The sequence below is a fragment of the Micromonospora sp. NPDC048935 genome (assembly GCF_043197875.1).
Taxonomy (GTDB): domain Bacteria; phylum Actinomycetota; class Actinomycetes; order Mycobacteriales; family Micromonosporaceae; genus Micromonospora.
This window is the reverse complement of sequence record NZ_JBICTZ010000002.1, coordinates 586777-610560: the sequence shown is the minus strand read 5'-3', so window position 1 is coordinate 610560 and position 23784 is coordinate 586777. Positions and strand designations below refer to the sequence as shown.

At 70.8% G+C, this 23784-nt stretch carries 19 protein-coding genes and 1 tRNA gene; 12 read left to right on the top strand and 8 right to left on the bottom strand.

Going from position 1 to position 23784, the window contains the following annotated elements; translation table 11 throughout:
- The first annotated feature begins 247 nt into the window (after window positions 1–247).
- From ACGFIW_RS09140 to topA, 4 genes are all read left to right on the top strand, one after another.
- Complete coding sequence (locus ACGFIW_RS09140; protein WP_393312243.1) at window positions 248–2608, top strand: sodium-translocating pyrophosphatase; 2361 nt, start codon at window positions 248–250, stop codon at window positions 2606–2608.
- A gap of 102 nt (window positions 2609–2710) precedes the next feature.
- The gene (locus ACGFIW_RS09135) at window positions 2711–3253 is read left to right on the top strand and encodes a hypothetical protein (RefSeq protein ID WP_393312241.1); all 543 of its coding nucleotides are present in this window, start codon (window positions 2711–2713) and stop codon (window positions 3251–3253) included.
- Window positions 3244–3945, top strand: coding sequence for a hypothetical protein (locus ACGFIW_RS09130; protein WP_393312239.1), 702 nt, complete (start codon window positions 3244–3246; stop codon window positions 3943–3945). Before ACGFIW_RS09135 ends, ACGFIW_RS09130 begins: the two co-directional genes overlap by 10 nt.
- Window positions 3946–4378: 433 nt before the next feature.
- Entirely contained in the window at window positions 4379–7237 is a 2859-nt protein-coding gene (topA, locus tag ACGFIW_RS09125) for a type I DNA topoisomerase (RefSeq protein WP_393312237.1), read from the top strand.
- A 69-nt stretch (window positions 7238–7306) separates the two neighbouring features.
- Here topA and ACGFIW_RS09120 read toward each other — a convergent pair whose 3' ends face one another.
- Complete coding sequence (locus tag ACGFIW_RS09120) at window positions 7307–8623, bottom strand: D-arabinono-1,4-lactone oxidase (RefSeq protein ID WP_393312235.1); 1317 nt, start codon at window positions 8621–8623, stop codon at window positions 7307–7309.
- A 227-nt stretch (window positions 8624–8850) separates the two neighbouring features.
- Here ACGFIW_RS09120 and ACGFIW_RS09115 point away from each other — a divergent pair, with 227 nt between their 5' ends.
- The gene (locus ACGFIW_RS09115) at window positions 8851–9453 is read left to right on the top strand and encodes a TetR family transcriptional regulator (RefSeq protein ID WP_393244004.1); all 603 of its coding nucleotides are present in this window, start codon (window positions 8851–8853) and stop codon (window positions 9451–9453) included.
- A 22-nt stretch (window positions 9454–9475) separates the two neighbouring features.
- On the opposite strand, the gene ACGFIW_RS09110 is transcribed toward ACGFIW_RS09115, so the two are convergent.
- Complete coding sequence (locus ACGFIW_RS09110; RefSeq protein WP_393312233.1) at window positions 9476–10681, bottom strand: amino acid deaminase/aldolase; 1206 nt, start codon at window positions 10679–10681, stop codon at window positions 9476–9478.
- Window positions 10682–10997: 316 nt separating this feature from the next.
- Between ACGFIW_RS09110 and tmk the strand changes: the two genes are divergently transcribed.
- From tmk to ACGFIW_RS09080, 6 genes are all read left to right on the top strand, one after another.
- A complete protein-coding gene (gene tmk / locus ACGFIW_RS09105; protein WP_393312774.1) occupies window positions 10998–13085 on the top strand; it encodes a dTMP kinase in 2088 nt (695 codons plus the stop codon).
- A complete protein-coding gene (locus ACGFIW_RS09100) occupies window positions 13085–14491 on the top strand; it encodes a DNA polymerase III subunit delta' (RefSeq protein ID WP_393312232.1) in 1407 nt (468 codons plus the stop codon). Before tmk ends, ACGFIW_RS09100 begins: the two co-directional genes overlap by 1 nt.
- A gap of 123 nt (window positions 14492–14614) precedes the next feature.
- Window positions 14615–14944 (top strand): YbaB/EbfC family nucleoid-associated protein, encoded by a 330-nt coding sequence (locus ACGFIW_RS09095; RefSeq protein ID WP_007454690.1) that lies wholly within the window; start codon window positions 14615–14617, stop codon window positions 14942–14944.
- 1 nt (window position 14945) lies between these two features.
- On the top strand, window positions 14946–15251 hold the full coding sequence (locus ACGFIW_RS09090) for a hypothetical protein (protein ID WP_393312230.1): 306 nt from the start codon (window positions 14946–14948) through the stop codon (window positions 15249–15251).
- Window positions 15251–15931 carry a hypothetical protein gene (locus tag ACGFIW_RS09085; RefSeq protein WP_393312228.1) on the top strand — a complete coding sequence of 227 codons (681 nt, stop codon included), beginning with the start codon at window positions 15251–15253 and terminating at the stop codon, window positions 15929–15931. Before ACGFIW_RS09090 ends, ACGFIW_RS09085 begins: the two co-directional genes overlap by 1 nt.
- Window positions 15932–16415: 484 nt before the next feature.
- On the top strand, window positions 16416–17252 hold the full coding sequence (locus tag ACGFIW_RS09080; RefSeq protein ID WP_393312226.1) for a stage 0 sporulation family protein: 837 nt from the start codon (window positions 16416–16418) through the stop codon (window positions 17250–17252).
- A gap of 67 nt (window positions 17253–17319) precedes the next feature.
- Here the strand turns inward: ACGFIW_RS09080 and ACGFIW_RS09075 are convergent, their stop codons facing one another.
- Entirely contained in the window at window positions 17320–19080 is a 1761-nt protein-coding gene (locus tag ACGFIW_RS09075) for a metallophosphoesterase family protein (protein WP_393312224.1), read from the bottom strand.
- A gap of 144 nt (window positions 19081–19224) precedes the next feature.
- Between ACGFIW_RS09075 and ACGFIW_RS09070 the strand changes: the two genes are divergently transcribed.
- Window positions 19225–19301, top strand: a tRNA-Thr gene (locus ACGFIW_RS09070).
- A gap of 239 nt (window positions 19302–19540) precedes the next feature.
- On the opposite strand, the gene ACGFIW_RS09065 is transcribed toward ACGFIW_RS09070, so the two are convergent.
- The 5 genes from ACGFIW_RS09065 to ACGFIW_RS09045 all read right to left on the bottom strand — a co-directional run bounded on the left by ACGFIW_RS09065 (window position 19541) and on the right by ACGFIW_RS09045 (window position 23737).
- Window positions 19541–19987, bottom strand: a complete 447-nt coding sequence (locus ACGFIW_RS09065) for a hypothetical protein (protein WP_393312222.1) — start codon at window positions 19985–19987, stop codon at window positions 19541–19543.
- 527 nt (window positions 19988–20514) lie between these two features.
- Window positions 20515–21060, bottom strand: coding sequence for a GNAT family N-acetyltransferase (locus tag ACGFIW_RS09060; protein WP_393312220.1), 546 nt, complete (start codon window positions 21058–21060; stop codon window positions 20515–20517).
- 89 nt (window positions 21061–21149) lie between these two features.
- On the bottom strand, window positions 21150–21896 hold the full coding sequence (locus tag ACGFIW_RS09055) for an LPXTG cell wall anchor domain-containing protein (RefSeq protein ID WP_393312218.1): 747 nt from the start codon (window positions 21894–21896) through the stop codon (window positions 21150–21152).
- Between the two features lie 108 nt (window positions 21897–22004).
- Complete coding sequence (locus ACGFIW_RS09050; protein WP_393312216.1) at window positions 22005–22856, bottom strand: aminopeptidase; 852 nt, start codon at window positions 22854–22856, stop codon at window positions 22005–22007.
- Between the two features lie 107 nt (window positions 22857–22963).
- On the bottom strand, window positions 22964–23737 hold the full coding sequence (locus tag ACGFIW_RS09045) for an AraC family transcriptional regulator (protein ID WP_393312214.1): 774 nt from the start codon (window positions 23735–23737) through the stop codon (window positions 22964–22966).
- Window positions 23738–23784: the final 47 nt, after the last annotated feature.

The window sequence follows — 23784 nt, the reverse complement described above, 5'->3', positions numbered from 1 at the left end:
ATCAGATTTCGTTTCATAACACAGCGACGGAGATCATCGCGACACGGTGCCACCTGCGTGTGACCTCTGACACTGCGGAGGGCTACAGTACCCGGGTTGTCAGCAAGTGACCCATCCCGCACCCAGCGGGTATGGGTGGTCATCGCTGGTCCGCTGGGGTTGGCGCTCGCTTGCGAAGTCCGCATCCAGGCGTCGGTCGGTGCGTCTCCACTCACCGGCGCGAGTGTTCGGTAACAGGAGGACGCAGATGTCCGAGACCTTGGCCGCAGACGGCGGTGGACTTTCCCTTACCGGAAGCAATGTCACCTACGTCGTCATCGCCGCGGTAATCGCGCTGGTGGCACTCGTTTTCGCCGCCGCCCTCACAAAAGCGGTGCTGGCCGCCGGCAAGGGCACCACCACCATGCAGGAGATCTCCGGGGCGGTCCAGGAGGGCGCCTCGGCCTACCTGCTCCGCCAATTCCGTACCCTGGCGATCTTCGTCGTCATTGCCGTGGTGCTGCTCTTCCTGCTGCCGGTGCACGACACCGACGGCAGCGAGAACGCGGTGAAGCTCGGCCGTTCGCTCTTCTTCGTGGTGGGCGCCCTGTTCAGCGCGTTCATCGGCGGCGCGGGCATGTGGTTGGCCACCCGCGCCAACCTGCGCGTCGCCGCCGCCGCGAGGGAGCGCGAAGGTGGTCGCGAGGCGGCCATGAAGATCGCCTTCCGGACCGGCGGCGTGGTCGGCTTCCTCACCGTCGGCCTCGGCCTATTCGGTGCGGCGCTCGTCGTCCTGGTCTACCGGGGTGACGCGCCGACGGTGCTGGAGGGCTTCGGCTTCGGCGCCGCGTTGCTCGCGATGTTCATGCGGGTCGGCGGCGGCATCTTCACCAAGGCCGCCGACGTCGGCGCCGACCTGGTCGGCAAGGTCGAGCAGGGCATCCCCGAGGACGACCCGCGTAACGCCGCGACCATCGCCGACAACGTGGGCGACAACGTCGGTGACTGCGCCGGCATGGCCGCCGACCTGTTCGAGTCGTACGCGGTGACGCTCGTCGCCGCACTCATCCTCGGTCGTGCCGCGTTCGGCGAGGACGGACTGGTCTTCCCGCTGATCATCTCCACCATCGGTGTGCTGATCGCGATCGTCGGCGTCTTCATCACCCGGCTGCGCACGTCCGACCGCAGCGGTCTGACCGCGATCAACCGGGCCTTCTACATCTCCGCGGTGCTCTCCGCGGTGCTGGTGGCGGTCGCCGCGTACGCGTACCTGCCGGCGACCTTCGCCGAGCTGGAGGGTGGCCTCACCGACGTCGACCGCAACCCGCGGTTGGTGGCCATCGGCGCGGTGGTGATCGGCATCGTGCTGGCCGCCGCGATCCAGGCGCTGACCGGCTACTTCACCGAGACCAACAGGCGGCCGGTGCAGGACATCGGCAAGAGTTCGCAGACCGGCGCGGCCACCGTCATCCTGGCCGGCATCAGCATCGGCCTGGAGTCGGCGGTCTACTCGGCGCTGCTCATCGGTGCCGGCGTCTTCGGCGCGTTCCTGCTCGGCGGCACCTCGATCACGCTGTCGCTGTTCGCGGTGGCGCTGGCCGGCACCGGCCTGCTCACCACCGTCGGCGTCATCGTCGCGATGGACACCTTCGGGCCGATCTCCGACAACGCGCAGGGCATCGCCGAGATGTCCGGCGACATCGACGAGCACGGCGCTCGCACGCTCACCGAGCTGGACGCGGTGGGCAACACCACCAAGGCGATCACCAAGGGCATCGCGATCGCCACGGCGGTGCTCGCCGCGACCGCGCTGTTCGGCTCGTACACCGACACGCTCAGCAGCGCGTACGCGGACGCTGGCGTGGCCAACGTCGGCGACGAGATCCTCAACTCGCTGAACGTGGCGAACCCGCGCAACCTGGTCGGCCTGATCATCGGCGCCGCGGTGGTGTTCCTCTTCTCCGGGCTGGCCATCAACGCGGTGTCCCGCTCGGCCGGCGCCGTCGTCATGGAGGTCCGCCGGCAGTTCCGTGAGCTGCCCGGCATCATGGACGGCACCCAGCGCCCGGAGTACGGCAAGGTCGTCGACATCTGCACCCGGGACGCGCAGCGCGAGCTGATGACCCCCGGTCTGCTGGCCATCCTGGCGCCGATCGCTGTCGGCTTCGGCCTCGGGCCGGGCGCGCTCGCCGCGTACCTGGCCGGTGCGATCGGGGCGGGCACCCTGATGGCGGTCTTCCTGGCCAACTCCGGTGGCGCGTGGGACAACGCCAAGAAGTTGGTCGAGGACGGCGCGTACGGCGGCAAGGGCTCCGAAGCACACGCCGCGACGGTCATCGGCGACACCGTCGGCGACCCGTTCAAGGACACCGCCGGTCCGGCGATCAACCCGCTGATCAAGGTGATGAACCTGGTCTCGCTGCTGATCGCGCCCGCCGTGGTGGCGTACAGCGTCGGCGACGACCGCAACGTCGGCCTGCGGGTCGGCATCGCGCTGGTCGCGACGCTGATCATCGTGGCGTCGGTGGTGTTCAGCAAGCGCAAGGGCATCGCGATGTCCGACTCCGACGCCGATGGCAGCACCGGCGCGGGCAGCAGCGACCAACGACCGGAGACGGTCAGCGCCTGACCCGGCACCGGCACGGGGTCCCCGGTCGACGTCCGCGTCGACCGGGGACCCCGGCCGTCCGGCCCGGTGCCACGCCTGGCCGAAGGCCGTACGCTGCAACGCATGCGTAGGTGCCGGGCGTCTGCCGCCGGAAAGCTCACGGTGGTCCTGGCCACGATCGTCCTCGTCCTGTCCGGCTGCGGCGGAGGCCCCAGCCCGCGGGCCTGGGCGGCCTCGGTGTGCACCGCGCTGACCCCGTGGCGTTCCGAGATCAGCAAGCTGACAAGCAGCACGGACGAACAGATGACCGCGCAAACCACTCCGGCGCAGGCCAAGGAGAACCTGGTGCGGCTCTTCGGTGGGGCGGAGCAGGCCAGCGAGGCCGCGCGCCGCAAGGTGGAGCAGGCGGGCGTCCCGGAGACCGAGAACGGCGACGCCATCTCCGCCGGCTTCCGCAGCTCGCTCGAAAAGATGCGGGACGCCTACGGCCGCGCCCGGGACACCATCGACGGGCTGGGCACCGGCGAGCCGACCGCCTTCTACGACGGCGTGCGGGCCGCGGTGGACACCCTCAACACGGAGTACGACGCCAGCGCGCTGGACACCAGCAAGCTCAACTCCGAGGAGCTGAAAAAAGCCTTCGACGAGGTGCCGGAGTGTCATTGAGTGGGCTCGACGACACTCCGCCGGCGTTGTTCCCCGCCCCCGAGTCCGACACGCCCGCACCCGCGCGACGACGCCGTGGGCCGCCCCACAGCGGCCCCACTCCGGGCGATGACGCGGGGCGGCAACTCGTCTTCTTCGGCGCGGAGGCGGCCGAGCCCGTGGTCGCCGACCTGGCCGGGCTGCTCGCCGGCCCGGGCGAGGTGGTCCGGATGGGCGGCACCGCCCGTCTGTCGGTGCGGGTGGACGCCGCGTGGCGGGTGCACGTGCTCGTCGCGGAACTGGCGTCGCGCGGGCTGGCGGCGAGCTGGGAGCCGACCGAGGGCGAGCGACACGCCGTGCGTACGTCGTACACCCGGGTCTTGAAGCCGTTGGCGGCCGCGTGGCTGCACGGTACGGCGAAACGCCCGCCGGCCACCTTTCACCTGACCGGCCGGCGGCTACGGTTGTGGGTCGCCGCCGCGGGGACGCCGGCACCACCGGATGGTTTCCTGTTGCGGCTGGGCGCGGACGACCGGGAGTGCTGGGAGCCGATCGGGGTCGCGCTCGACGCGGCCGGGCTGGCTGGCACGCTACTGAGCCCCGATGACGGCGGCCCGGCGTACCGGATCACCGGCCGGCGGCGGCTGGGCCGGCTCGCCGAGCTGGTCGGCGCACCACCACGCACGGCACCCCCGGAAGCCTGGCCAACCTGACCCGCCCCCCACCCCCACCCCGGGTCGATCATGGAGTTGTGGTGGTGGAGATACTGCTCGTCCGGGATGAAAACGCCCACCACAACTCCATGATCGACGGGATTGGGCGGTGGGGCGGGGTGTCCGGTGCCGGACAGCGGACGGGTCGATCCGGGCGGAAACGGGCGGGTCGGAGCCGGGCCGTGGGCCCGCCATCATCACAGTGACCCTCTTCGAGCCCTACCCACGGTGTACGGTGGCGCCGTCCGGCAGTGCCGAGCGCGGCGGGGCGAGAGTTGACCGTCGCGCGGTGGCGGTTTGCCGCCCGCGAAACCCGAAACGCGGGCGGCGCGTTACGTTGGACATCCGGACCGCCGGTGCGATGGCGGGGGTCGAGAGCCGTCGCTGTCCGGGCGCTGGCAGGCCACGAGCAGGAGTGAGGTCGGGGAGAGACGTGCCGAGCAACGCTGGAACCACCCGTCTGGTCATCGTCGAGTCACCGGCGAAGGCCAAGACGATCTCGGGCTATCTCGGCCCGGGGTACGTCGTGGAGGCCAGCTTCGGTCACGTCCGCGACCTGCCGCGCAACGCCGCCGACGTGCCGGCCAAGTACAAGAAGGAACCCTGGGCCCGGCTCGGGGTGGACGTCGACAACGGCTTCCAGGCGCTCTACGTCGTCTCCGCCGACCGTAAGCAGCAGATCAGCAAGCTGGTGAAGCTGGCCAAGGAGGTCGACGAGATCTTCCTGGCGACGGATGAGGACCGCGAGGGCGAGGCGATCGCCTGGCACCTGGTCGAGACGCTCAAGCCCAAGGTCCCGGTCAAGCGGATGGTCTTCCACGAGATCACCAAGCCGGCGATCCAGGCGGCCGTGGCCAACCCCCGGGAGATCGACCGCGACCTGGTCGACGCCCAGGAGGCGCGGCGGATCCTCGACCGCCTGTACGGCTACGAGGTCTCCCCGGTGCTGTGGAAGAAGGTCATGCCGCGGCTCTCGGCCGGCCGGGTGCAGTCGGTGGCGACCCGCATCGTGGTCGAGCGGGAGCGGCAGCGGATGGCCTTCCGCACCGCCGAGTACTGGGACATCCTGGCCACCCTCGCCGTGACCAACGCCGGTGAGGGGCCCCGCAACTTCAACGCCACACTGATCGCGCTGAACGGTGACCGGATCGCCACCGGTAAGGACTTCGAGCCGACAACCGGCCGGGTGAAGGCCGGCGCCGGTGTCGTCCACCTGGACGAGGGTGGCGCCCGGGGTCTCGCGGCCCGACTCGACGGGCGGCCGTTCACGGTCACCCGGGTCGAGGAGAAGCCCTACCGTCGCCGCCCGTACGCGCCGTTCATCACCTCGACCCTCCAGCAGGAGGCGGCCCGCAAGCTGCGCCTGTCCTCGCAGCAGACGATGCGCACCGCGCAGCGGCTGTACGAGAACGGCTACATCACCTATATGCGTACCGACTCGGTCAACCTGTCGGAGACCGCCATCTCGGCGGCCCGCCGGCAGATCGTCGAGTTGTACGGCGAGCGCAGCGTCCCGCCGGAGCCGCGTCGCTACACCGGCAAGGTGAAGAACGCGCAGGAGGCGCACGAGGCGATCCGCCCGGCGGGGGACAACTTCCGCACCCCGGGCGAGGTGGCCAAGGAGCTGTCCGCCGAGGAGTTCAAGCTCTACGAGCTGATCTGGCGGCGCACCATCGCCTCGCAGATGACCGACGCGGTCGGCTCCAGCGTCTCGGTGCGCATCCGGGCGGTCTCCACCTCGCAGGAGGAGGCCGACTTCGGCGCGACCGGCAAGACCATCACGGATCCGGGCTTCCTGCGCGCGTACGTCGAGTCCAGCGACGACGAGAACGCCGAGGCCGAGGATGCCGAGCGCCGGCTGCCGACCCTGGTCAAGGACCAGCCGCTGACCGCCGACCAGTTGGCCGCGCAGGGCCACCACACCCAGCCGCCGTCGCGCTACACCGAGGCGTCGCTGGTCAAGGCCCTGGAAGAGCTGGGCATCGGCCGCCCGTCCACCTACGCGTCGATCATGCAGACGATCCAGGACCGGGGGTACGTCACCAAGCGCGGCCAGGCGATGATCCCCACCTTCCTGGCGTTCGCGGTGATCGGGCTGATGGAGCGGCACTACCCGCGCCTGATCGACTACGACTTCACCGCCAGCATGGAAAACGAGCTGGACGAGATCGCCGGCGGTGACCACGCCGCTGTCGACTTCCTCACCGCCTTCTACTTCGGCGGCTCCACCGGTGCCGGTGACCAGGACATCGCCCGCTCGGGTGGGCTGAAGAAGCTGGTCACCGAAAACCTCAGCGACATCGACGCCCGCAGCGTCAACTCCATCCCGCTCTTCACCGACGACGAGGGCCGCGAGGTCGTCGTCCGGGTCGGCCGGTACGGGCCGTACCTGCAACGGGAGCTGCCCGGCGGCGAGCAGCAAGCGGCGACCGCCGCGGGTGAGGGCGAGGAGGGCGGCACCCCGGGTGACCGGGCGCCGATCCCGGAGGGCGTGGCCCCGGACGAGCTGACCCCGGAGAAGGTGCACGAGCTGTTCCTCGGTGGCAGCGGCGAGCGCAAGCTCGGCGACGACCCGGCGACCGGCGAGCCGATCGTGCTCAAGTCCGGCCGGTTCGGCCCGTACGTGTCCAGCGGTGAGCGGAAGTCGTCGCTGTTGCGGACGCAGACCCCGGACTCGTTGAGCCTGGACGAGGCGCTCAAGCTGCTCAGCCTGCCCCGGCTGGTCGGTGTCGCACCGGACGGTGTCGAGGTCTTCGCCAACAACGGCCGCTACGGCCCGTACGTGAAGCGGGGCGAGGAGTTCCGCTCGCTGGAGTCCGAGGACCAGATGTTCACCGTCGGTCTGGACGAGGCGCTGGCGTTGCTGGCCGCTCCGAAGACCCGTGGTCGGCGTGCCGCCGCGCCGCCGTTGCGGGAGATGGGCGTCGACCCGGCGACCGAGAAGCCGATGGTGATCAAGGACGGCCGGTTCGGCCCGTACGTCACCGACGGCGAGTTCAACGCGTCGCTGCGGCGTGGGCAGACGCCGGAGGCGCTGACCATCGAGGAAGCGTCCGAGATGCTCGCCGAGAAGCGGGCGAAGGGTCCGGCGCCGAGAAAGAAGGCGGCGGCGAAGAAGGCTCCCGCGAAGAAGGCCACCGCGACCAAGAACGCCACCGCGACCAAGAAGACGGCCGCCGCCAGCAAGTCCACGGCCGCGAAGAAGACGACCACGGCCAAGGCCGGCACTGCGGCGAAGAAGACCCCGGCGAAGAAGGCCGCCCCCCGCAAGGCCGCCACCAGCACGGAGTAAGCCTGGATCCGCGAGATCTTGGAAGGAAACCGCCCCTGGAGGGGCACTTTCCTTCCAAGATCGGTGCCGTCAGGCGCCGAGGACGTGGGTCACGTGAGGGCTGGTGAAGACTCGGTTGGGGTCCAGGCGGTTGCGGACGGTTTGGAAGTCGGTGAAGCGGGGGTAGGCCGTGGCCAGCGAGGCGGCGTCGCGATAGTGCAGTTTGCCCCAGTGGGGGCGACCGCCCAGCCCGGCGGCCACCTGCTCGAAGGCCCGGAAGTACGGCTCGTACGGCATGCCGACGTACTGGTGCACGGCGATGTAGGCGTTGTCCCGCCCGTAGCCGTGCGAGAGCCAGATGTCGTCGGCGGCGGTGAATCGCACCTCCACCGGGAAGAGCACCTTGAACGGCAGCCCGTCCACGATCCGCTGGAGCGCGGCGAGCGCCTCGGGCAGCGCCTCGCGGGGCAGGCCGTACTCCATCTCCACGAAGCGGACCCGGCGCGGGGTGCAGAAGACCCGGTCCGAGCGGCCCGTGTACCGGCGTTCGGTGAGGGCGCGGGCGGAGACCGCGCTGATGCCCGGGGCCAGCGCGGGCACGGCCCGGCCGAGTCGGCAGGCACCGGCGAAGACCCGGTTGGCCAGGAAGTCGTCGTCCAGCCAGCCGCGCCAGCGGGGCAGTGGCCGGTCGTTGGCCGGCACCCGGTTGTTGGTCTTGACCTGCACCCGCTGGGTGTAGGGAAACCAGTAGAACTCGACGTGGTCGTGCGAGCCGATCAGGGTCGGCAGGTCGCCGAGCACGTCGGCCAGTTCGGCGGGGCGTTCGTGGGCGTGCAGCACGAAGGCTTCCACGCAGCGCAGGGTCACCTCGACCAGGACGCCGAGCGCGCCGAGCGACACCCGGGCGGCGGCGAACACGTCGGGGTGTTCCTCGGAGGAGCAGCGCAGCATCTCGCCGGTGCCGGTGACCAGGGTGATCGCCTCGACGAAGGTGGACAGGCACCCGTAGCCGGCCCCGGTGCCGTGGGTGCCCGTGGAGATCGCCCCGGCCACCGTCTGCGCGTCGATGTCGCCGAGGTTGGGCAGTGCGAGGCCGTGCCGGGCGAGCAGGCCGTTGAGCGCGTGCAGGGTCATTCCCGCCGGTACGGTGACCAGCCGGCGCGGGACGTCGACGCTGACCACGGTGTCCAGCTCGGACAGTTCCATCCGTCGGTCGTCGGCGAGCGCGACGGCGGTGAACGAGTGCCCGCTGCCGGTCACGCGGATCCGGGCACCGTCGGCCGCGGCGGATCGGACGGCTTCTCCGACATCCGTCGGCGAGCCGGGGCGCAGGATCGCGGTGGCGCTGCCACGCTGGTTGCCGGCCCAGTTGGACCATTCAGCGGCGAGCGATGCGGTGCCGACCATGCGGGGCTCCTCATTCATGAATATGAAGTGACTTCATATCAGGAACGTTGTGCCTGGTAAATACCGCAATTGCGATCCGCTCGTTGTACCGGTAGTCACGGACTCGTGACGTGGAGATATGTTCATCCGTCGAAGGGGGGTGGCGCCGAGTGTCCACACCAGCCGCCACGACCGGGCCGCTGCGCCGCGTTCCGGTGCAGGGTCGAAGTGTCGCGCGGGTACAGCGCATGTTGGATGCCTGCGCCGAGCTCGTCGACGAGGTGGGGTACGAGGGGCTGACCACCACCCTGCTCGCCGAGCGCGCCGAAGTGGCGATCGGATCGGTCTACCAGTTCTTCCCGGACAAGCGGGCGATCGTGCAGGCACTGACCCTGCGGACGATGGAGTCCTACCTCCAGCGTCTCGACGAGCGGTTCGCCTCCGACGAGATGACCCACTGGTGGGATGGCGTCGACGCGGGGATCGACGAATACATCACGATGCACCGCACCGTCCCCGGCTTCCGTACCCTGCACTTCGGCGACGTGGTCGACCTGCACCTGCTCGACGAGCAACGGGACAACAACGGCGTGATCGCCGACCAGTTGGCCCAGGTGCTCACCGAGCGCTTCGGGCTCACCGACGTGCCGAAGCTCCGTTTCGTCCTGGAGATCGCCGTCGAGGCGGCGGACGCGTTGATCAAGCTCGCGTTCCGACGGAAGTCCGACGGTGACGAACGCGTGCTGCTGGAGGCGAAGGCACTGATCCGGGAGTATCTGCACCGTCAGGTCGACGGCCCGGACAGCGACCTGTCCTCCGTGCGGCAGGCCGAGGCGGCCCAGCCGGCCTGAGCTGGCGCGGGGTGCGGGCGTCTCAGAGGAAGGCCTGCCCCTCGCCCCGGTAGGTGGGGACGGTCGCCACGACCTCGTCCCCCTCGACCAGGTGTAGTTCGTTGACCCGTTCGCACAGCTCACCGGCCTTGGCGTGCCGGAACCACACCCGGTCGCCGACCCGCAGGGTGGCCGCCGCCGCGCCGGCCAGCGGAGTCTGCACCTCACCGGCACCCTCGGTGCCGACAAGCTTGAGCCCGGCCGGCAGCCACGGCCGGGGCAGTCGGCTGTCGGCCGCCGGACCGGAGGCGATCCAGCCGCCGCCGAGCACCGTGGCCAGCTCCGGTGTCGGCCGGCGGACCACCGCGCAGGCGAAGAACGCGGCCGGGGTCGGTCGCCAGGCGCGGTACGCGTCGAACAACGTCGGCCCGTACAGGCCCGATCCCGCGGTGACCTCGGTGACCGCGGGATCAGCGCTGGTGGCGGCCACGCTGCCGGTGCCGCCGCCGTTGACGAACTCCAGGTCGGCGTGCTCGCGTACCGCGGCGACCGCCGCACTCCGGCGGGCCAGCAGCTCGCGGTACGACCCGCGCTGGGCCAGCCTGATCGCGCCCGCCAGCAGCGTCTGCCCCGGCGGCGCGTCGCCCAGGCCGGCGATCTGCGCCTCGTACGACATGAGCCCGACCAGCCGGAAGCCGGCCCGGCCGGCGACAGTGGCGGCGAGCGTGCCGGCCGCCCGTGCGCTGTGCACCGGTGAGCGGCGGACGCCGACGTGCACCCCGCGCAACGGTCGCCAGGAGGCGTCCAGGTCCAGGCAGAGTCGCAGCTCCGCCCGTTGCCCGGGGGCGCGGACGCCGTCGATCAGGTCGAGTTGGCCACTGCCGTCGATCATCAGGGTGATCGCGGCGGCGAGCAGTGGGTCGGCGGCCAACTCGGCAAGCGCCGCGCGGTCCACGGTCGGGTACGCGACAAGCACGTCGTCGCTCACTCCGGCCCGGACCAGCCAGATCGCCTCGGGCAGGGTGAACGCCATCACGCCCTGCCAGCCCGGTCGGGCGAGGGCTCGACTGATCAACTCTCGGGCGCGGACCGACTTGCTCGCCAGGCGGACCGGCTTGCCGGCGGCGCGATCGGCCAGGTCGGTCGAGTTGGCGTCGAATGCGGTGAGGTCGACCACGGCGTAGGGCGGGTCGAGGTGGGCGGTCGCCCGGTCCAGGCGCTTGCGAAGATTGTCGCTTTCGATGGCCACGTGTGCACGCTAACTGTCCGACGGTAAATGCGAAATACCCTCGCGTACGTCCGGGCTGCGGTCGGTGCCTTCGGCGGCCTAGGCTCAGCGAGCAGGAGAATGTCGTCGGTGGGGCCGCCCCCACCAGGTCTAGAGTGTTCCACCGGAGGCGCCCAGCGATGGGCCGGCACGTGGAGGTACGGCCATCGAAAGCCAGAACAGCGGCGAGTCGCCCGGCGTGTCGCGCTCCGGCGGTCAGTCGGGCAACCCCGCCGACCAGCCCAGCAGCGGTCAGGTTGATCCGTCCGGTTATGCCGCAATCCGCTCGGTCCTGCGCATCCGGCCGTTCCGCCGACTCTGGATCGTGCTCGGCGCGGCCGCCTTCGGCGACTGGCTCGGCCTGCTGGCCACCTCGGTCTTCGCCGCCTCCCAGGTCCAGGGCAGCACCGCCAAGGGCGCGGCCTTCGGTGGCGTCATCGCGATCCGCCTGCTCCCCGCGCTCGTGCTCGGGCCGATCGCCGGTGTGCTGGCCGACAGGTTCGACAGACGCTGGACGATGGTCATCTGCGACCTGCTCCGCTTCGTGCTCTTCGCCTCGATCCCGATCGTGGCACTGGCCGGCGCCAACGGCGGGCTCGTGGTGCTGTGGGCGACAGTCGCCACCTTCCTGATCGAGTCGATCACCCTGATCTGGATCCCGGCCAAGGAGGCCGCGGTTCCCAACCTCATCCCGCGCGCCCGACTGGAGGCGGCCAACCAGCTCACGCTGATCACCACGTACGGCCTCACCCCGATCCTCGCGGCGCTGGTGGCCGCGGCGCTCGACGGCAGCGTCCGGGCCGTCGTCGGCGGCGACCTCGGCTGGGCCGAGCCCGCCCAGCTCGCGCTCTGGGTCAACTCCTTCTCCCGGCTGGCCACCGCCCTCGTGGTGGCGTTCGGGATCAAGGAGATCAGCCAGGCGCAGACCGGCGAGCGGCAGCGCACCGAGCAGAGCATGTTCCGGCAGTTCTCCGAGGGCTGGAAGTACATCGGCCAGACCCGGCTCGTCCGTGGCCTGGTGCTCGGCATCTTCGGCGCGTTCGCCGGCGGCGGCATCGTGATCGGCACGGCCAAGTTCTTCGCCGCCTCGCTCGGTGCCGGTGACGCCGCCTTCTTCCTGCTCTTCGGCGCCATCTTCATCGGCCTGGCCCTCGGTCTCGGCCTCGGCCCGATGGTCGTCAAGGAGATGTCCCGACGCCGCTGGTTCGGCATGAGCATCGTGCTGGCCAGCGCCGCCGTGATGACCCTCGCCTTCGCCATCCACCTGTCCATGGCGATCGTCGGCGCGGTGCTTGTCGGCGCCGGTGCCGGCATGGCCTTCCTGGCCGGCACCACCCTGCTCGGCGGCGAGATCAAGGACGAGGTGCGAGGTCGCGTCTTCGCGGTGGTGCAGATCGGCACCCGGCTGGTGCTGATCCTGGCCATCGGGCTGAGTAGCCTCCTGGTCGGCGTCGGCGGCTCCCACAAACTGGAGATCGCCGACCTCGGGATCTCCATCTCCTCCACCCGGCTGCTGCTGCTAGCCGCCGGTGCCGCCGGCATCTTCGCCGGCATCAGCGCCTTCGGCCAGATGGACGACAAGAAGGGCGTCCCCGTCCTCGCCGACCTCTGGGGCTCGATCCGGGGCCGTCCGCTGATGCCCTCCGAGCCGTTCGTCTCCGCCGGGCTGTTCGTGGTGTTCGAGGGCGGCGAGGGTGCCGGCAAGTCCACCCAACTCGCCGCACTCGCCGATCGCCTGCGCGACCAGGGGCGCGAGGTCGTGGTCACCCGGGAGCCGGGAGCAACAGCGGTCGGGCAGCGGATCCGGTCGATGGTGCTGGACACGGCCGGCGACGAGGCGCCCTCACCACGGGCCGAGGCGCTGCTGTACGCCGCCGACCGCGCCCATCACGTGGCCACCGTGGTCCGGCCCGCCCTGGTCCGAGGCGGTGTCGTGATCAGCGACCGGTACGTCGACTCGTCCCTGGCGTACCAGGGCGCCGGCCGGACGCTGCCGGTCGACGAGGTCTCCTGGCTCTCCTCCTGGGCCACCGGTGGGCTCAAGCCCGACCTGGTGGTGCTGCTGGACGTCGAGCCGCACACCGGGCTGTCCCGGGTGGCTTCGCGCAACACCGGCACCGACCGGCTGGAGGCCGAGTCGATCGCCTTCCACGAGCGCGTCCGGTACGCCTTCCTCGACCTCGCCGCCGCCGACCCGAAGCGTTACCTCGTCCTCGACGCGTCCCGACCGGCCGACCAGATCACCGGCCAGGTGGTCCGGCGGGTCGAGGAGATGCTCGGCAGCCCCGGCGGCATCGTGCACCCTCGGCCGGCGCAGGGCCCGGACACCTCGGTGCAGCCCGAGTTATCCGACTCGGAGTTGGTGACGATGGAGCACAAGACCTGATGCCGGACGTCTTCGCCGACCTGGTCGGTCAGGACGAGGCGGTCGTGGAGCTGCGCCGGGCGGCCGCCGCCGCGGCTGCCGTGCTGCGCGCTGGCGCGGCCGACCGGGCACCCGCGCTGATCACCGCCGACCCGGCCAGCGGTGCCGAGTTCGGCGGGGTGGACCTGCCCGCCGACCCGGACGGCGATGCCGAGTTCGCCGACTCGGACGGCGGTGCCGATTTCGTCGGCCCGGACGGCGGTGCCGAGTTCGCCGACCCGGACGGCGGTGCGGAGTTCGCCGGCCCGGACGGCGCTGCCGCGCCTGGCGGCTTGGACCCGGCCGCCGGTATGACGCACGCCTGGATCTTCACCGGCCCGCCCGGGTCCGGTCGCTCGGTCGCCGCGCGGGCGTTCGCCGCCGCCCTCCAGTGCGTGCACGGCACCGGTTGCGGCGAGTGTCCCGGCTGCCGCACCACGATGGGCGGCACCCACGCCGACGTTCGACTGGTGGTGCCGGAAGGGCTGTCCATCGGTGTCGGTGAGATGCGCGCGCTGGTGCTGCGGGCGGCCAGCACCCCGTCCGGTGGGCGCTGGCAGGTGGTCGTCATCGAGGATGCCGACCGGCTCACCGAGGCCGCCGGCAACGCGCTGCTCAAGGCCATCGAGGAGCCTCCGCCGCGGACGGTCTTCCTGCTCTGCGCCCCCTCCACCCACCCGGACGACATTTCGGTGACCATCCGGTCGCGCTGTCGGGTCGTACCCCTGCGGCAGCCGCCGGCCGACGCGGTGGCCGAGGTGCTGGTCCGTCGGGACGGGATCGCGCCCGACGTGGCGCAGTGGGCGGCGGCGGCCGCCCAGGGGCACGTGGGTCGGGCCCGCCGACTGGCCCGCGACCCGGAGGCCCGCAAACGACGCGAGGCGGTGCTCGCGGTACCGCGTCGGCTGACCGGCGTCGGCGCGGCGTTCGACGCGGCGTCGGCGCTGATCGAGGCGGCCGAGGCGGAGGCCGAGGCATCGGTCACCGAGGCCGACACGACCGAGCGGGCGGCACTGGAGACCGCGCTCGGAGCGGGTGGCACCGGCCGGGGCGCGGCCGGCGCGATGCGCGGCGCTGCCGGGCAGCTCAAGGAGCTGGAGAAGCGGCAGAAGTCCCGCGCCACCCGCGCCCAGCGAGACGCACTGGACCGGGCGCTTGTCGACCTGGCGGGCTTCTACCGGGACGCGCTCACCATGGCGCTGCGCGCCCCCGTCGCCCCGGTGCACACCGACACCGCCGCACTGGCCGGCGCTGGCGCGCAGAAGTGGGACGCCGAAGGGTCGCTGCGCCGGTTGGAGGCCGTGCTCGCCTGCCGGGCGGCGATCGAGGCGAACGTCAAGCCGCGGATCGCGGTCGAGGCGATGATGCTCGCCCTCTGGAAGGGCTGACCCCGCAGCTTCCGGCGTTGTCCACAGGCATCGACAGGCCCGATTGCAGTGCGGTACGGTCCGTTGTGCCGTGGTGACGGTGGGGGCACGCTCAGTTATGGCTCATCCGGGAGGAGTCGGCCAATGCCGCGGGGGGAGATCGACGAAGCCTGGATCGAGGAGGCGGTGCGGCGATACCGCCGGATCGAGTCGCTCCAGGCCGAGTTCGACCAGGCGGTGTCCACCGTCGAGGTGACCGTCCGGTCGCCGGACGGTCTGGTCGAGGTCGTCGTCACCGCCGGGGGCCGGATCACCGACGTCCGGTTCCTCGGCCCGCTGCACACCCGCAGCCCACGAGACGTCGCCGGCTCCGTGCAGGCCGCGGTCACCGCGGCGGCCGACGCCGCCGAGTGGGCGCGGGAAAAGCTGCACAACGAGACGTTCGCCGCCTACCGACCGCTCGCGGGGGCCTGAGATGGACACACTGCGCGCGCTCTCCGCCCGACTCGACGAGGCGAGTGCCACGCTCACCGCGCTCTCGCACAGCGTCACCGCCAGCGATCCGGCCCAGGCCGCGTTCGGCGCCGACGCCCCCGGGCGTCCCGGTGAGATCGGGCGCGCACTGCACCGCCAGTGGGCCACCGCCACCGACGACCGGGCCCGGGAGGCCCGCACCGCCGCCGGTCGGCTGGCCGCAGCCGCCTCGGCAGTCCGGGAGGCCGCCGATCGCTATGCCGAGGTCGACCGGGAAGCTCGCCGCCGGCTCGCCAGGAAGCCCTGATGGACGCGCTGGACCGGCTCGCCGAGCCCGGCCTCGACCTGCTGCGCCGGGTGGACCGGCTGATCGCCGCCGGGGTCCCGGAGGGGCATCGGGTCTGGCCTCTGCTGCGCCGGATGCAGGTGCTGCCGGGCGACGCCGTCCGCGGTTTCCTCGACCTGCACCCCGCGCCGCTCGCCGGCGCCGGGCACGCGGTGCGCCGGCTCGTCCGGGGGTACGACGACGCCTCCGCCGCGCTCACCGACTCGGTGCTCTGGTCCGGTCCGGCCGCCACGGCGTACGGGCAACAGCGGGCCGCACTGCTGCGCCACCTCGACGAGGGCCCGGAGAGCCTGGTCGGGCGGCTCGAATCCACTGCCGGTTACGCGGACGCGCTCGCCGACTGGGTCGAGGGCAGCCGCCTCGCGCTGGCCCGGACGTTGGCCGACGTGCTCCGCTCGGCCGAGGCGGTGGCAGTGGTCGCCGCCACCGCCAGCGGCCCGCCGGCCCGGTTGACGCCGGTCGGGCCGGGTGTGGCCGACGCGGCGGAGATCGCCGCGCGGGTGCTGGCGGTGCTCTGCGTCGCGTACGACGGTGCGGAGACGTTGCTGCGGCAGTGGGCGCCGAGCCTCGCCGAGACCGCGTGGCGACCGCCGCTGGACGGCCGGCCCCACTACGACCAGCCCACCCGCGTCGGCTGGTAGCCGCCCGGAGCGCGCAGATTCCCCGGCCGGGGTTGCGGTGCCGGCGCGTCCTGCTCGCGGTGCTGGCAGCGCGGCGGCTGCCGTGCCGGCACGGCTCGGTCACGGCTGCCGTGCTGACACGGCTCGGTCGCGGTTGCCGTGCCGGTATGGCTCGGTCGCGGTTGCCGTGCCGGTATGGCTCGGTCGCGGTTGGCGCTCGGACAGGCCCACGGTTGCCGCTCGGACAGGCCACGGCGTCGCTCGCGGACACCGGAGCCGGCGCCCACGGCGACGCCGTGGTCTTTCCCCTGCACCCCCCGCAGGTCTGTCTTCACTCAACGCCGCCCGGACGCGTTTGTCCCCTACCCGGGCGCGGATTCAACCGTCCGGGCGAGGAGTAACGGCACGACGGGTGGCCCGGCCATCGGTCAAGTCGACGACCATGAATGGCATTGGGGCTATCGGCCGGTGCGTCCTTTGCGGTGATCCGTCGTAGGGTGGAGAGATGGGCATGCTCTGCGCGGTCAGCTTCAACCGGTACGGGCGCCTCTACTACCTGGATCCGGGCGAGTTGCGTCCGCAGGTGGGAGACAAGGTGCTGGTGCCCACCGACGACGGGCCCGAGGTGGCGGAGTGCGTGTGGGCGGCGCAGTGGGTCACCGAGGAGACCGACGGCTTTCCCCGCCTGGTGGGGCTCGCCGGTGACGACGACCTGCGCCGCGACGAGGCACTGCGGCGCCGCAAGGCCGAGGCCAAGGTGGCCGCGAAACGGTTGATCCGCTCGCATGGCCTGCCGATGAAGGTGGTGGCCGTCGACCACGTGCTCGGCACCGCGGAGAGCGGTGAGCGCAGCACCGTCTACTTCACCGCCCCGCACCGGGTGGACTTCCGCTCCCTGGTCCGTGACCTGGGCGCCACCCTGCACTGCCGGGTCGAGCTGCGCCAGCTCTCCGCACGCGACTCGGCGCGGGTGCAGGGCGGCATCGGCTCCTGTGGTCGCGACCTGTGCTGCGCGACGTTCCTCACCGACTTCGAGCCGGTGACCATCCGGATGGCGAAGGACCAGGATCTCCCCCTGAACCCGCTGCGCATCTCCGGCGCGTGCGGCCGGTTGATGTGCTGCCTCAAATACGAGCATCCCCTGTACGCCAGATTCCAGGAGACCGCTCCGGCGGTCGGCAGCCGGGTCTCCACGCCGGAGGGCGAGGGTCGGGTCGTCGGCCACAGCGTCCCCCGCGACGCCGTGACGGTCCGGCTCGACGCCGACGGCTCCCGCTGCTCCTGCTCCCGCGCCTCCGTCTGCGCCCCCCGCCAAGCCCACGACCAGCACTACACCCCCTAACCCAAACCCCGCGGTGATCAAGAGGTTCGCGTCGGCAACCGGGCTCGGGATGACGCAAACCTCTTGATCAACTGGTGGGGGGTCGCTGAGGGGGCAGGACTATCGGGGGTTCGGTCAGGTGCGGGGTCAGGGGATCCTTCGGGGTCAGCCAGCTTGCCGTGACGGACTGGTCGGGGTTGACCTGCCAGTCGCGGGACACCCGGTCCACCCCGATCGGGTAGATGGTCATCGTGCCGTCCGGGTCGATGTGCAACCGCAGGAACGACTTGGAGTCCTCGATGCCCTGCCCGGCGAACAGTTCGTTGACGTTCACCCCGAGTGAACCCGCCACCAGCAGGTACGCCGCCACGAGTTGGCTGGCCACCAGACCGATGACCGGGCCGTACAGCACCACCGCGGCGACCGCCGGCAGCGGCCACGGCCATCCGTAGAACGGCAGCGCCAACCAGACCCAGGTGCCGCCGGCGGCCAACGCCACCTCGGCCACGCCGTGGCCGACGCCGAGAAGCCAGTGTCGGGCGTGCCGCTTGCCGCTGGCGTTGGGCGGCTTGGCGAACAGGACCGCCGCCATCACCGTCACGAGCACCATCAGCACCAGCGGAACGCTGAACAGCCGCTGGTCGGTGCTGTCGGCCCAGTTTGCCGTCGCGCCCGCCATGGCCAGCATCAGCAGGGTGTGCAGGATGCCGAGCAGGGTGGTGAAGCCAGGGTTGCGGAACGGCAGCCGGGCGAAGATGCCCCAGCCGTAACGGCGGGAGCGGGCCGCGTCCGGATAGCGGGCCACCAGATCGTACGGCTGCGACACACTTGCGCGCCGGGCCAGCGTGTCGCGTGGCGGCACCTCGATGCGCTCCGGCAGCTTGTGGGTGGGGTACAGGTACGCCCCGCCGCCGCCACAGGTGATCAACTGCCGCTCCGGGCCGGCGTACCGGGCGTAGTGGTGCAGGTCGCCGGAGAGCAGCAGCCGCACCTGAGCCCCGGTCGGATCGATGATCGTCCGGATGAAGTAGTCGATCGAGTCGTACGCCATCGGGTTGTCGGCCGCCTTCACCCAGGTCGGCGACGGCGCGGCCAGGATCACCTTCGACTCCGGGCCGAGCCGGCGGGCCACCTCGTCGAAGTAGGCCAACTGCGGGTCGTCCAGGTACGAGCCGGACTGGTCGTCCACGCCGAGCAGCCACCAACCGGCCGGCAACTCCACGGCGAAGTACGACCGCGACTGCCCGGTACGCCAGCCGGCGAAGTTACGGTCACGCGAGCGGACGAACAGCCGGAGGAACGCCGTCAGACCGTCGTACCAGTCGTGGTTTCCCGGCACCGCGAACAGCGTGGGACGCTCGGGCGGGGTCATCGGCAGTGCGGCCTGGTAGGGGCCCTTGCACCGGTTCTCGTACTCTTCGTAGGCCGCCGACGGGTACACCTGGTCGCCGCCCATCACCAGGGTCTGCGCCCGGGGCAGCCGGTGCCCGTCCACGGTCAGCGCCGGCTGGGCCAGCAGGTACGCCACCGAGTAGGTGGCGTGGAAGCCGTCGCCGAGGTCGGCCACGTAGTCGAGCCAGAGCCCGCCGTCCGGCCCCGCCTGGTGGAAGACGCCGTCGCCGAAGGCGTTCTGCAACTCGCGCTTGTCCAGGTACGCGCCGAAGAGGACCGCCAGTAGCGTCCGGATGCCGGTGCTGATCAGCAGGAACGGCGCCAGCCACGGCACCGGCTTGCGCGGGGTGAAGCCCAGCTCCAGCGGATCGGTGGAGCGTGGCCGAGGCCGGGCACGCTCGCCGTCGGGGTGATCGTCGGCCGCCGGAGCCGGGTGGTCGTCGCGTTCGTCGCTCACCCGCCGCAGCGTAGTACCGGATCCGGCGAGACGCCGTCCGGTAACGGGTCAGTTGGCAGCCGTTGTCCGGTTGGCGGTGGTGGGAGGAGCGAGGGTATCCCGTTCGGTGCCGGGCAACGGGGTGCCGTACACTTGCTGATCGTTGCCGCCTTAGCTCAGTCGGCTAGAGCGACGCACTCGTAATGCGTAGGTCGACGGTTCGATTCCGTCAGGCGGCTCCACAGAAAGGCCCAGGTCACCGGCTTGATCGCCGATCATGACCTGGGCCTTTTACGTGCCTGTCGCCAGGCGGGGAGCCAACCTGCTCACCGGACGACAGTGTCCCTCCCGCCGGATCGCGGCTTCCCGCGTACCTCCGAGGGCCTCGCGTGCGTGAATGTCGAGAGTGACGCCGGCAGCCACGCGCGGCGCCAGTTGCACCGCCGCACCGTGGGGCGAGTCAGCGCCCGGCTCCGAGGCCCTAGGCGGCAACCAGTCCCTTGCTTACCCCGTTGAAGTCCAGCCAGTAGTCCGTACCGTTCAGGACGTTGGTGGCAATCACTGTCCAGGTATTCCGGGCTGCCCATTTGTATCCGTTGCACGTGCCGGTGCGTCGGAAGCAGACCGACACATAGATCCCACGGTCGGTGGGCTTGATGTTGATGTCATTGCATGCCGTTGTCGTCCTTGCGAATCCATTGAAGGGCCAAACGAATGCGTCATTGTACGCATCGTAGCTCTTCGCATTGCCGTAGCAGGACTGGATAACGATGCTTTGGCCGTCGCTTGTCGGGTCTGACGTGGCTTTCCCTTGGACCGCGGTGGCGTCGTTGGGCGCACTGGCGTGTGCGGCACCAGCTGGCACAACCATGGCTAGACATGTGATCGCTGCTGAAATTCCGGCGAAAATGCGCAACCTGCCTGGCATTCTGATTCTCCCCGTGTCGAGCTTGCTTATGACCTTTGTGCGAACCGTGCACCGGCTGCTCACACAATTATTAGCAGGGTGCGGTATTGATCACCATCACGACCGCTGTCGCAGTTGTGACAAGCTGGTGGCAATAAGGGGAGGTAAGTAGAGTGGGCAGTGCGCGTAGCGATCAGGGTTGTTGTCGGGACACCAGGGGTGGCAGCCGAGAGGCCGCACCTCGCCCCGGGTCGTCAACGATGCCAGCCTGGCCGACGCTTCGGTCCCCAAGATCAGGTCTCTGACCTGGGCTTTGCCGCTTTCCGAGGTCAATCACGCCGCCTTCTCGCGACGCCGAAGTATGTTCAGGTGCCTGCTGGCCGCCCTGACGTTGGCGACCGGGCTTCGGCCGTCCTCGTCGCCGTAGGAACGGCGTCACCGGGCGTACCGGCCGCACGCCTGCGAGTGCGCCGCCTGGTCCTGGTCAGGGCCGGGCCCGCGAGCACCACCCCGGGCCGCGGCCCCGCTGGCACTGTGAGCAGCACACGTCACAGCGGCGCGAGGATCATGAGGATCTCGTCCCGGTCATCGCCCGCGCCGAACCGCAGCGCCCCGGGCCACCGGCCGATTTCCTTCCAGCCGAGCCGACCGTAGAAGTCCTCCAGGCCGGCTCCGCCGCGCGCGCAGAGGCGAAGCTGTTCGAGACCCATGTCGTCACGGCCGATCTGCCGAACCCGATGCATCATCGCTGCGCCGATCCCGCGACCTCGGTGGTCGGGATGTGTCTGGACGCGGCTGACGGCGCCCCAGTGGGCCACGAGCGGATCCACGTGACGGGACAGGTGCAGCCAACCCGCCAGTGCCCCGTCGACCATCGCCAGCAGGAGCCTGCTGCGCTGCGGGCCGAGGTCGGCGATGAGGCGTTCGGCCACGGGGGCGACCTGCTCGGAGTCGACGGGTGGGAACGCGAAACCCACCGCGCCGCCCATGTTCGCCACCGCGACCCAGCATTCGACCAACTCGCGTGTCTGGCGGGCACTGATCTCGGACGGGTGGGAGATCTGCCGGATCTCCACACGGTCATGGCGGATCATGACGGCGAGTATCGCGTATGGACAGACACGCCCGCCAGCGCTGAGCGCGCCCGACTCGACGAAGTATCGAGCCGGGCGCGTCGAGCGAGCTATGCCACGAAGCGGGACCGGCGTCGGCGTCCGATCAGGTAACCCGCGCCGCCGAGGAGCAGAAGCGCACCGCCGATGCTGGCCACGGTCACGGTGTTGGCGCCGGTGACGGGCAGCCCACCACCCTCACCGCCGGAGGCACCCAGGCTGGCGGAGGACGTGGGGGTCGGTGCGACTGTCGTCGTGGCGCTGGGTGTGGCGCTCGGCGTCGCGCTGGGCGTGCCACTGGGCGTGGCGCTCGGCGTGGCGCTCGGCGTCGGCTGGGACGCGCAGTCAAGCGCCCGCGCGGCGTACAGGCCGTCGTTCAGGTAGGCCAGGTAGGCGTCGATGGACGGGGCATCGAGCGTCTTCTGCGCGGCCTCCCGCACCTGGACACCAGCACCCGTCAACGTCCGGACCACCGAGACCCGCAGAGCCACTGACCAGGCCTTCTGCACATCCGTCTTGAGGAACGCGCGGAGTTCTTCGGGGGTGCCCTTCAGTTTCTCCTCGATGGCGTCCGGCAGAACGGGCAACTTCTCGTCGTTCGCCGTGTCCAGGATCCGATAGGCCAACAGCCGCAACTGTGCGGTGGTGGCGGTGTCCAGATCGGTGGTGAGGAGCTTGCGAATATCCGTGTAGGTCTTGCGCTCGACCGTCTGGCATGTCTCGTTCAGCCCGGGCGTTCCGGCTTGCGCCATCGCCGGTGCCGCCGGAATCAAGAAGGCCAGCGCTATGAGGGCGCCGGCCGGGAACTTCCACCGCATGCGAGTTTTCCTCCCCGTTACAGATCAAAACATGGAGATACTACCGTTGGTTCGCACAAGATCAAGAAGGGGCGGACGAAGGGCAGGAGGCCGTCGTTCAGACCTGTGCTACACGGGAGATGCTGGGGTCTCGCGGGAGCTGCGCAACGCGCCGACGGCCGTCAGCCCCGCCCCGGCGAGCGCGATCGCCTTCTCCACGGCCGACGACACCTCCAGCGAGTCTCCCGCTGACGCACTCACGGTCATTCCCAACTGCAGGAAGGCGTTCTGGTTCGGATTGGCCAGGTCCCACCAGCCCGACCAGATGCCGGCGAGATCGGAGTACGTGTTGGCCGCTGTGAGCGACAGCAGGAACAGCCCCGCCGGGAGCAGCCATCGGTGGTCGGCCCGCGACCCGGACAGCGCGAGTGCCCCCATGGCCACGAGGGCAGCGAGCAGCGCCGGCCACACCGTTGCGAGCAGGTCCGGCAACGGGTAGTCGACGAACTCGGGTGCGGAATCCAGCCCGAACCAGGCGAGCAGCAGCAGCGCGAGGACCGCCGTCGCCACACGCCGCCGCCTACCACGGGCCGGTAGTGCCAACACGCCGGCCGCGAGACAGACGACGCCGAGCGCCAGGCCCAGCGCGGCGAGCCGTTGCCTGTCGATCGAGTCCCGCCAGGGCCCCAGGATGGACGTCTCCGCTGCCGTGGGCCCGTATGCCGTCCAGCCCACGTCGACGACCTGTTCCTGATGCCAGAGCAGCCTCATGGCCGCCACCACGACGAGTAGTCCGATACCGGCGGCGACGGCCCACCGCACGCGGCGCGCACCGCGACCCAGCAGGACGTGGCCGAGCAGTGCGAGCAGCATGACCAGGCCGAACTGCAACGACGCGGCCGTCATGGCCAGCAGTGCCGCCGCAGCCGAGAGCACACCGGCCGCGCCGGATGCGACGAGCAGGCCGAACGGAAGGCGCATGGCCGAGATCGTGACACGCGGGTGGGAATCGCGTGGTCCCGGCCGAGTGGTGTGGGACGGGCATTGGATTGGTGGCCCTGGCCGCCGCCGACCCGGACGACGGCCGGTCAGTTCGAGGTTGGGGAAGGACCGCCACCGTGCCGGCTGCGGCAGTACTCGCCCGGCGTGATCCCGAAGTAGGCCCGAAACGCCTGGATGAACGCACTGGGACCGCTGTAACCGCTGGCCGCGGCGGTCGTGGTAACCGACTCGCCCTCGGCGATCAACCGCAGCGAGTGGTGCAGCCGTAGCTGGGTCCGCCAGTGCGGGAACGACATTCCGGTCTGCTCCCGGAACAGCCGGCTGAGGGTACGCGCGCCGGCACCCACGGCCCTGCCCAACTCGCCGAGGGTGCGGCGGTCGGTGGGGTCGTCGAGCAGGATCTCGGCGAGGTCCCGCAACCGGGAGTCGGCCGGGTACGGCAGGCGCAACCGCAACGTGGCCATCCGTCGTAGCTGGTCAACTGCCACGCGTTCGAGGTTGTCCCGTTCGTCGTCGGTCCGTTCCTCGCCATCGGTGAGGCTGACGATCACCTCGCGCAGCAGCGGCGAGACGGCCAGGGCGGTCGGCTGGTCCACGCCCAACGGGTTCAGCGGGCGGTCGAACATGATCGCGCGCATGTCGGTGGGCCCGTACGCCCGGTGAGCGTGGGCGACGCCGGCCGGGATCCACACCGCCCGATCCGGCGGTACGGTCCACATCCCCGTCGGTGTCGAGACTCCCAGCACCCCGTTGCGGGGGCAGACAAGCTGGTGGCGCGGGTGGCTGTGCCAGTCGATCCGGTCGCGGTCGGCCAGGGGCACCCGGGCGGGACCATCGACATCTTGGCTGCTTGGCGACATAAGTCGGCAGGTTATCGATAGCCCGCATCCGGGGTGACCGGGCATTG

What these genes read in the sequence shown, in the direction of transcription:
- ACGFIW_RS09095 (WP_007454690.1), top strand. Translation starts at nt 14,615, where the DNA reads ATGCCGCGGGGGGAGATCGACGAAGCCTGGATCGAGGAGGCGGTGCGG.
- ACGFIW_RS09120 (WP_393312235.1), bottom strand. Translation starts at nt 8,623, where the DNA reads ATGGTCGGCACCGCATCGCTCGCCGCTGAATGGTCCAACTGGGCCGGC.
- ACGFIW_RS09050 (WP_393312216.1), bottom strand. Translation starts at nt 22,856, where the DNA reads ATGCGCCTTCCGTTCGGCCTGCTCGTCGCATCCGGCGCGGCCGGTGTG.
- ACGFIW_RS09100 (WP_393312232.1), top strand. Translation starts at nt 13,085, where the DNA reads ATGCCGGACGTCTTCGCCGACCTGGTCGGTCAGGACGAGGCGGTCGTG.
- ACGFIW_RS09055 (WP_393312218.1), bottom strand. Translation starts at nt 21,896, where the DNA reads ATGCGGTGGAAGTTCCCGGCCGGCGCCCTCATAGCGCTGGCCTTCTTG.
- ACGFIW_RS09065 (WP_393312222.1), bottom strand. Translation starts at nt 19,987, where the DNA reads ATGCCAGGCAGGTTGCGCATTTTCGCCGGAATTTCAGCAGCGATCACA.
- ACGFIW_RS09090 (WP_393312230.1), top strand. Translation starts at nt 14,946, where the DNA reads ATGGACACACTGCGCGCGCTCTCCGCCCGACTCGACGAGGCGAGTGCC.
- ACGFIW_RS09135 (WP_393312241.1), top strand. Translation starts at nt 2,711, where the DNA reads ATGCGTAGGTGCCGGGCGTCTGCCGCCGGAAAGCTCACGGTGGTCCTG.
- ACGFIW_RS09045 (WP_393312214.1), bottom strand. Translation starts at nt 23,737, where the DNA reads ATGTCGCCAAGCAGCCAAGATGTCGATGGTCCCGCCCGGGTGCCCCTG.
- ACGFIW_RS09080 (WP_393312226.1), top strand. Translation starts at nt 16,416, where the DNA reads ATGGGCATGCTCTGCGCGGTCAGCTTCAACCGGTACGGGCGCCTCTAC.
- ACGFIW_RS09115 (WP_393244004.1), top strand. Translation starts at nt 8,851, where the DNA reads ATGTTGGATGCCTGCGCCGAGCTCGTCGACGAGGTGGGGTACGAGGGG.
- ACGFIW_RS09140 (WP_393312243.1), top strand. Translation starts at nt 248, where the DNA reads ATGTCCGAGACCTTGGCCGCAGACGGCGGTGGACTTTCCCTTACCGGA.
- ACGFIW_RS09085 (WP_393312228.1), top strand. Translation starts at nt 15,251, where the DNA reads ATGGACGCGCTGGACCGGCTCGCCGAGCCCGGCCTCGACCTGCTGCGC.
- ACGFIW_RS09060 (WP_393312220.1), bottom strand. Translation starts at nt 21,060, where the DNA reads ATGATCCGCCATGACCGTGTGGAGATCCGGCAGATCTCCCACCCGTCC.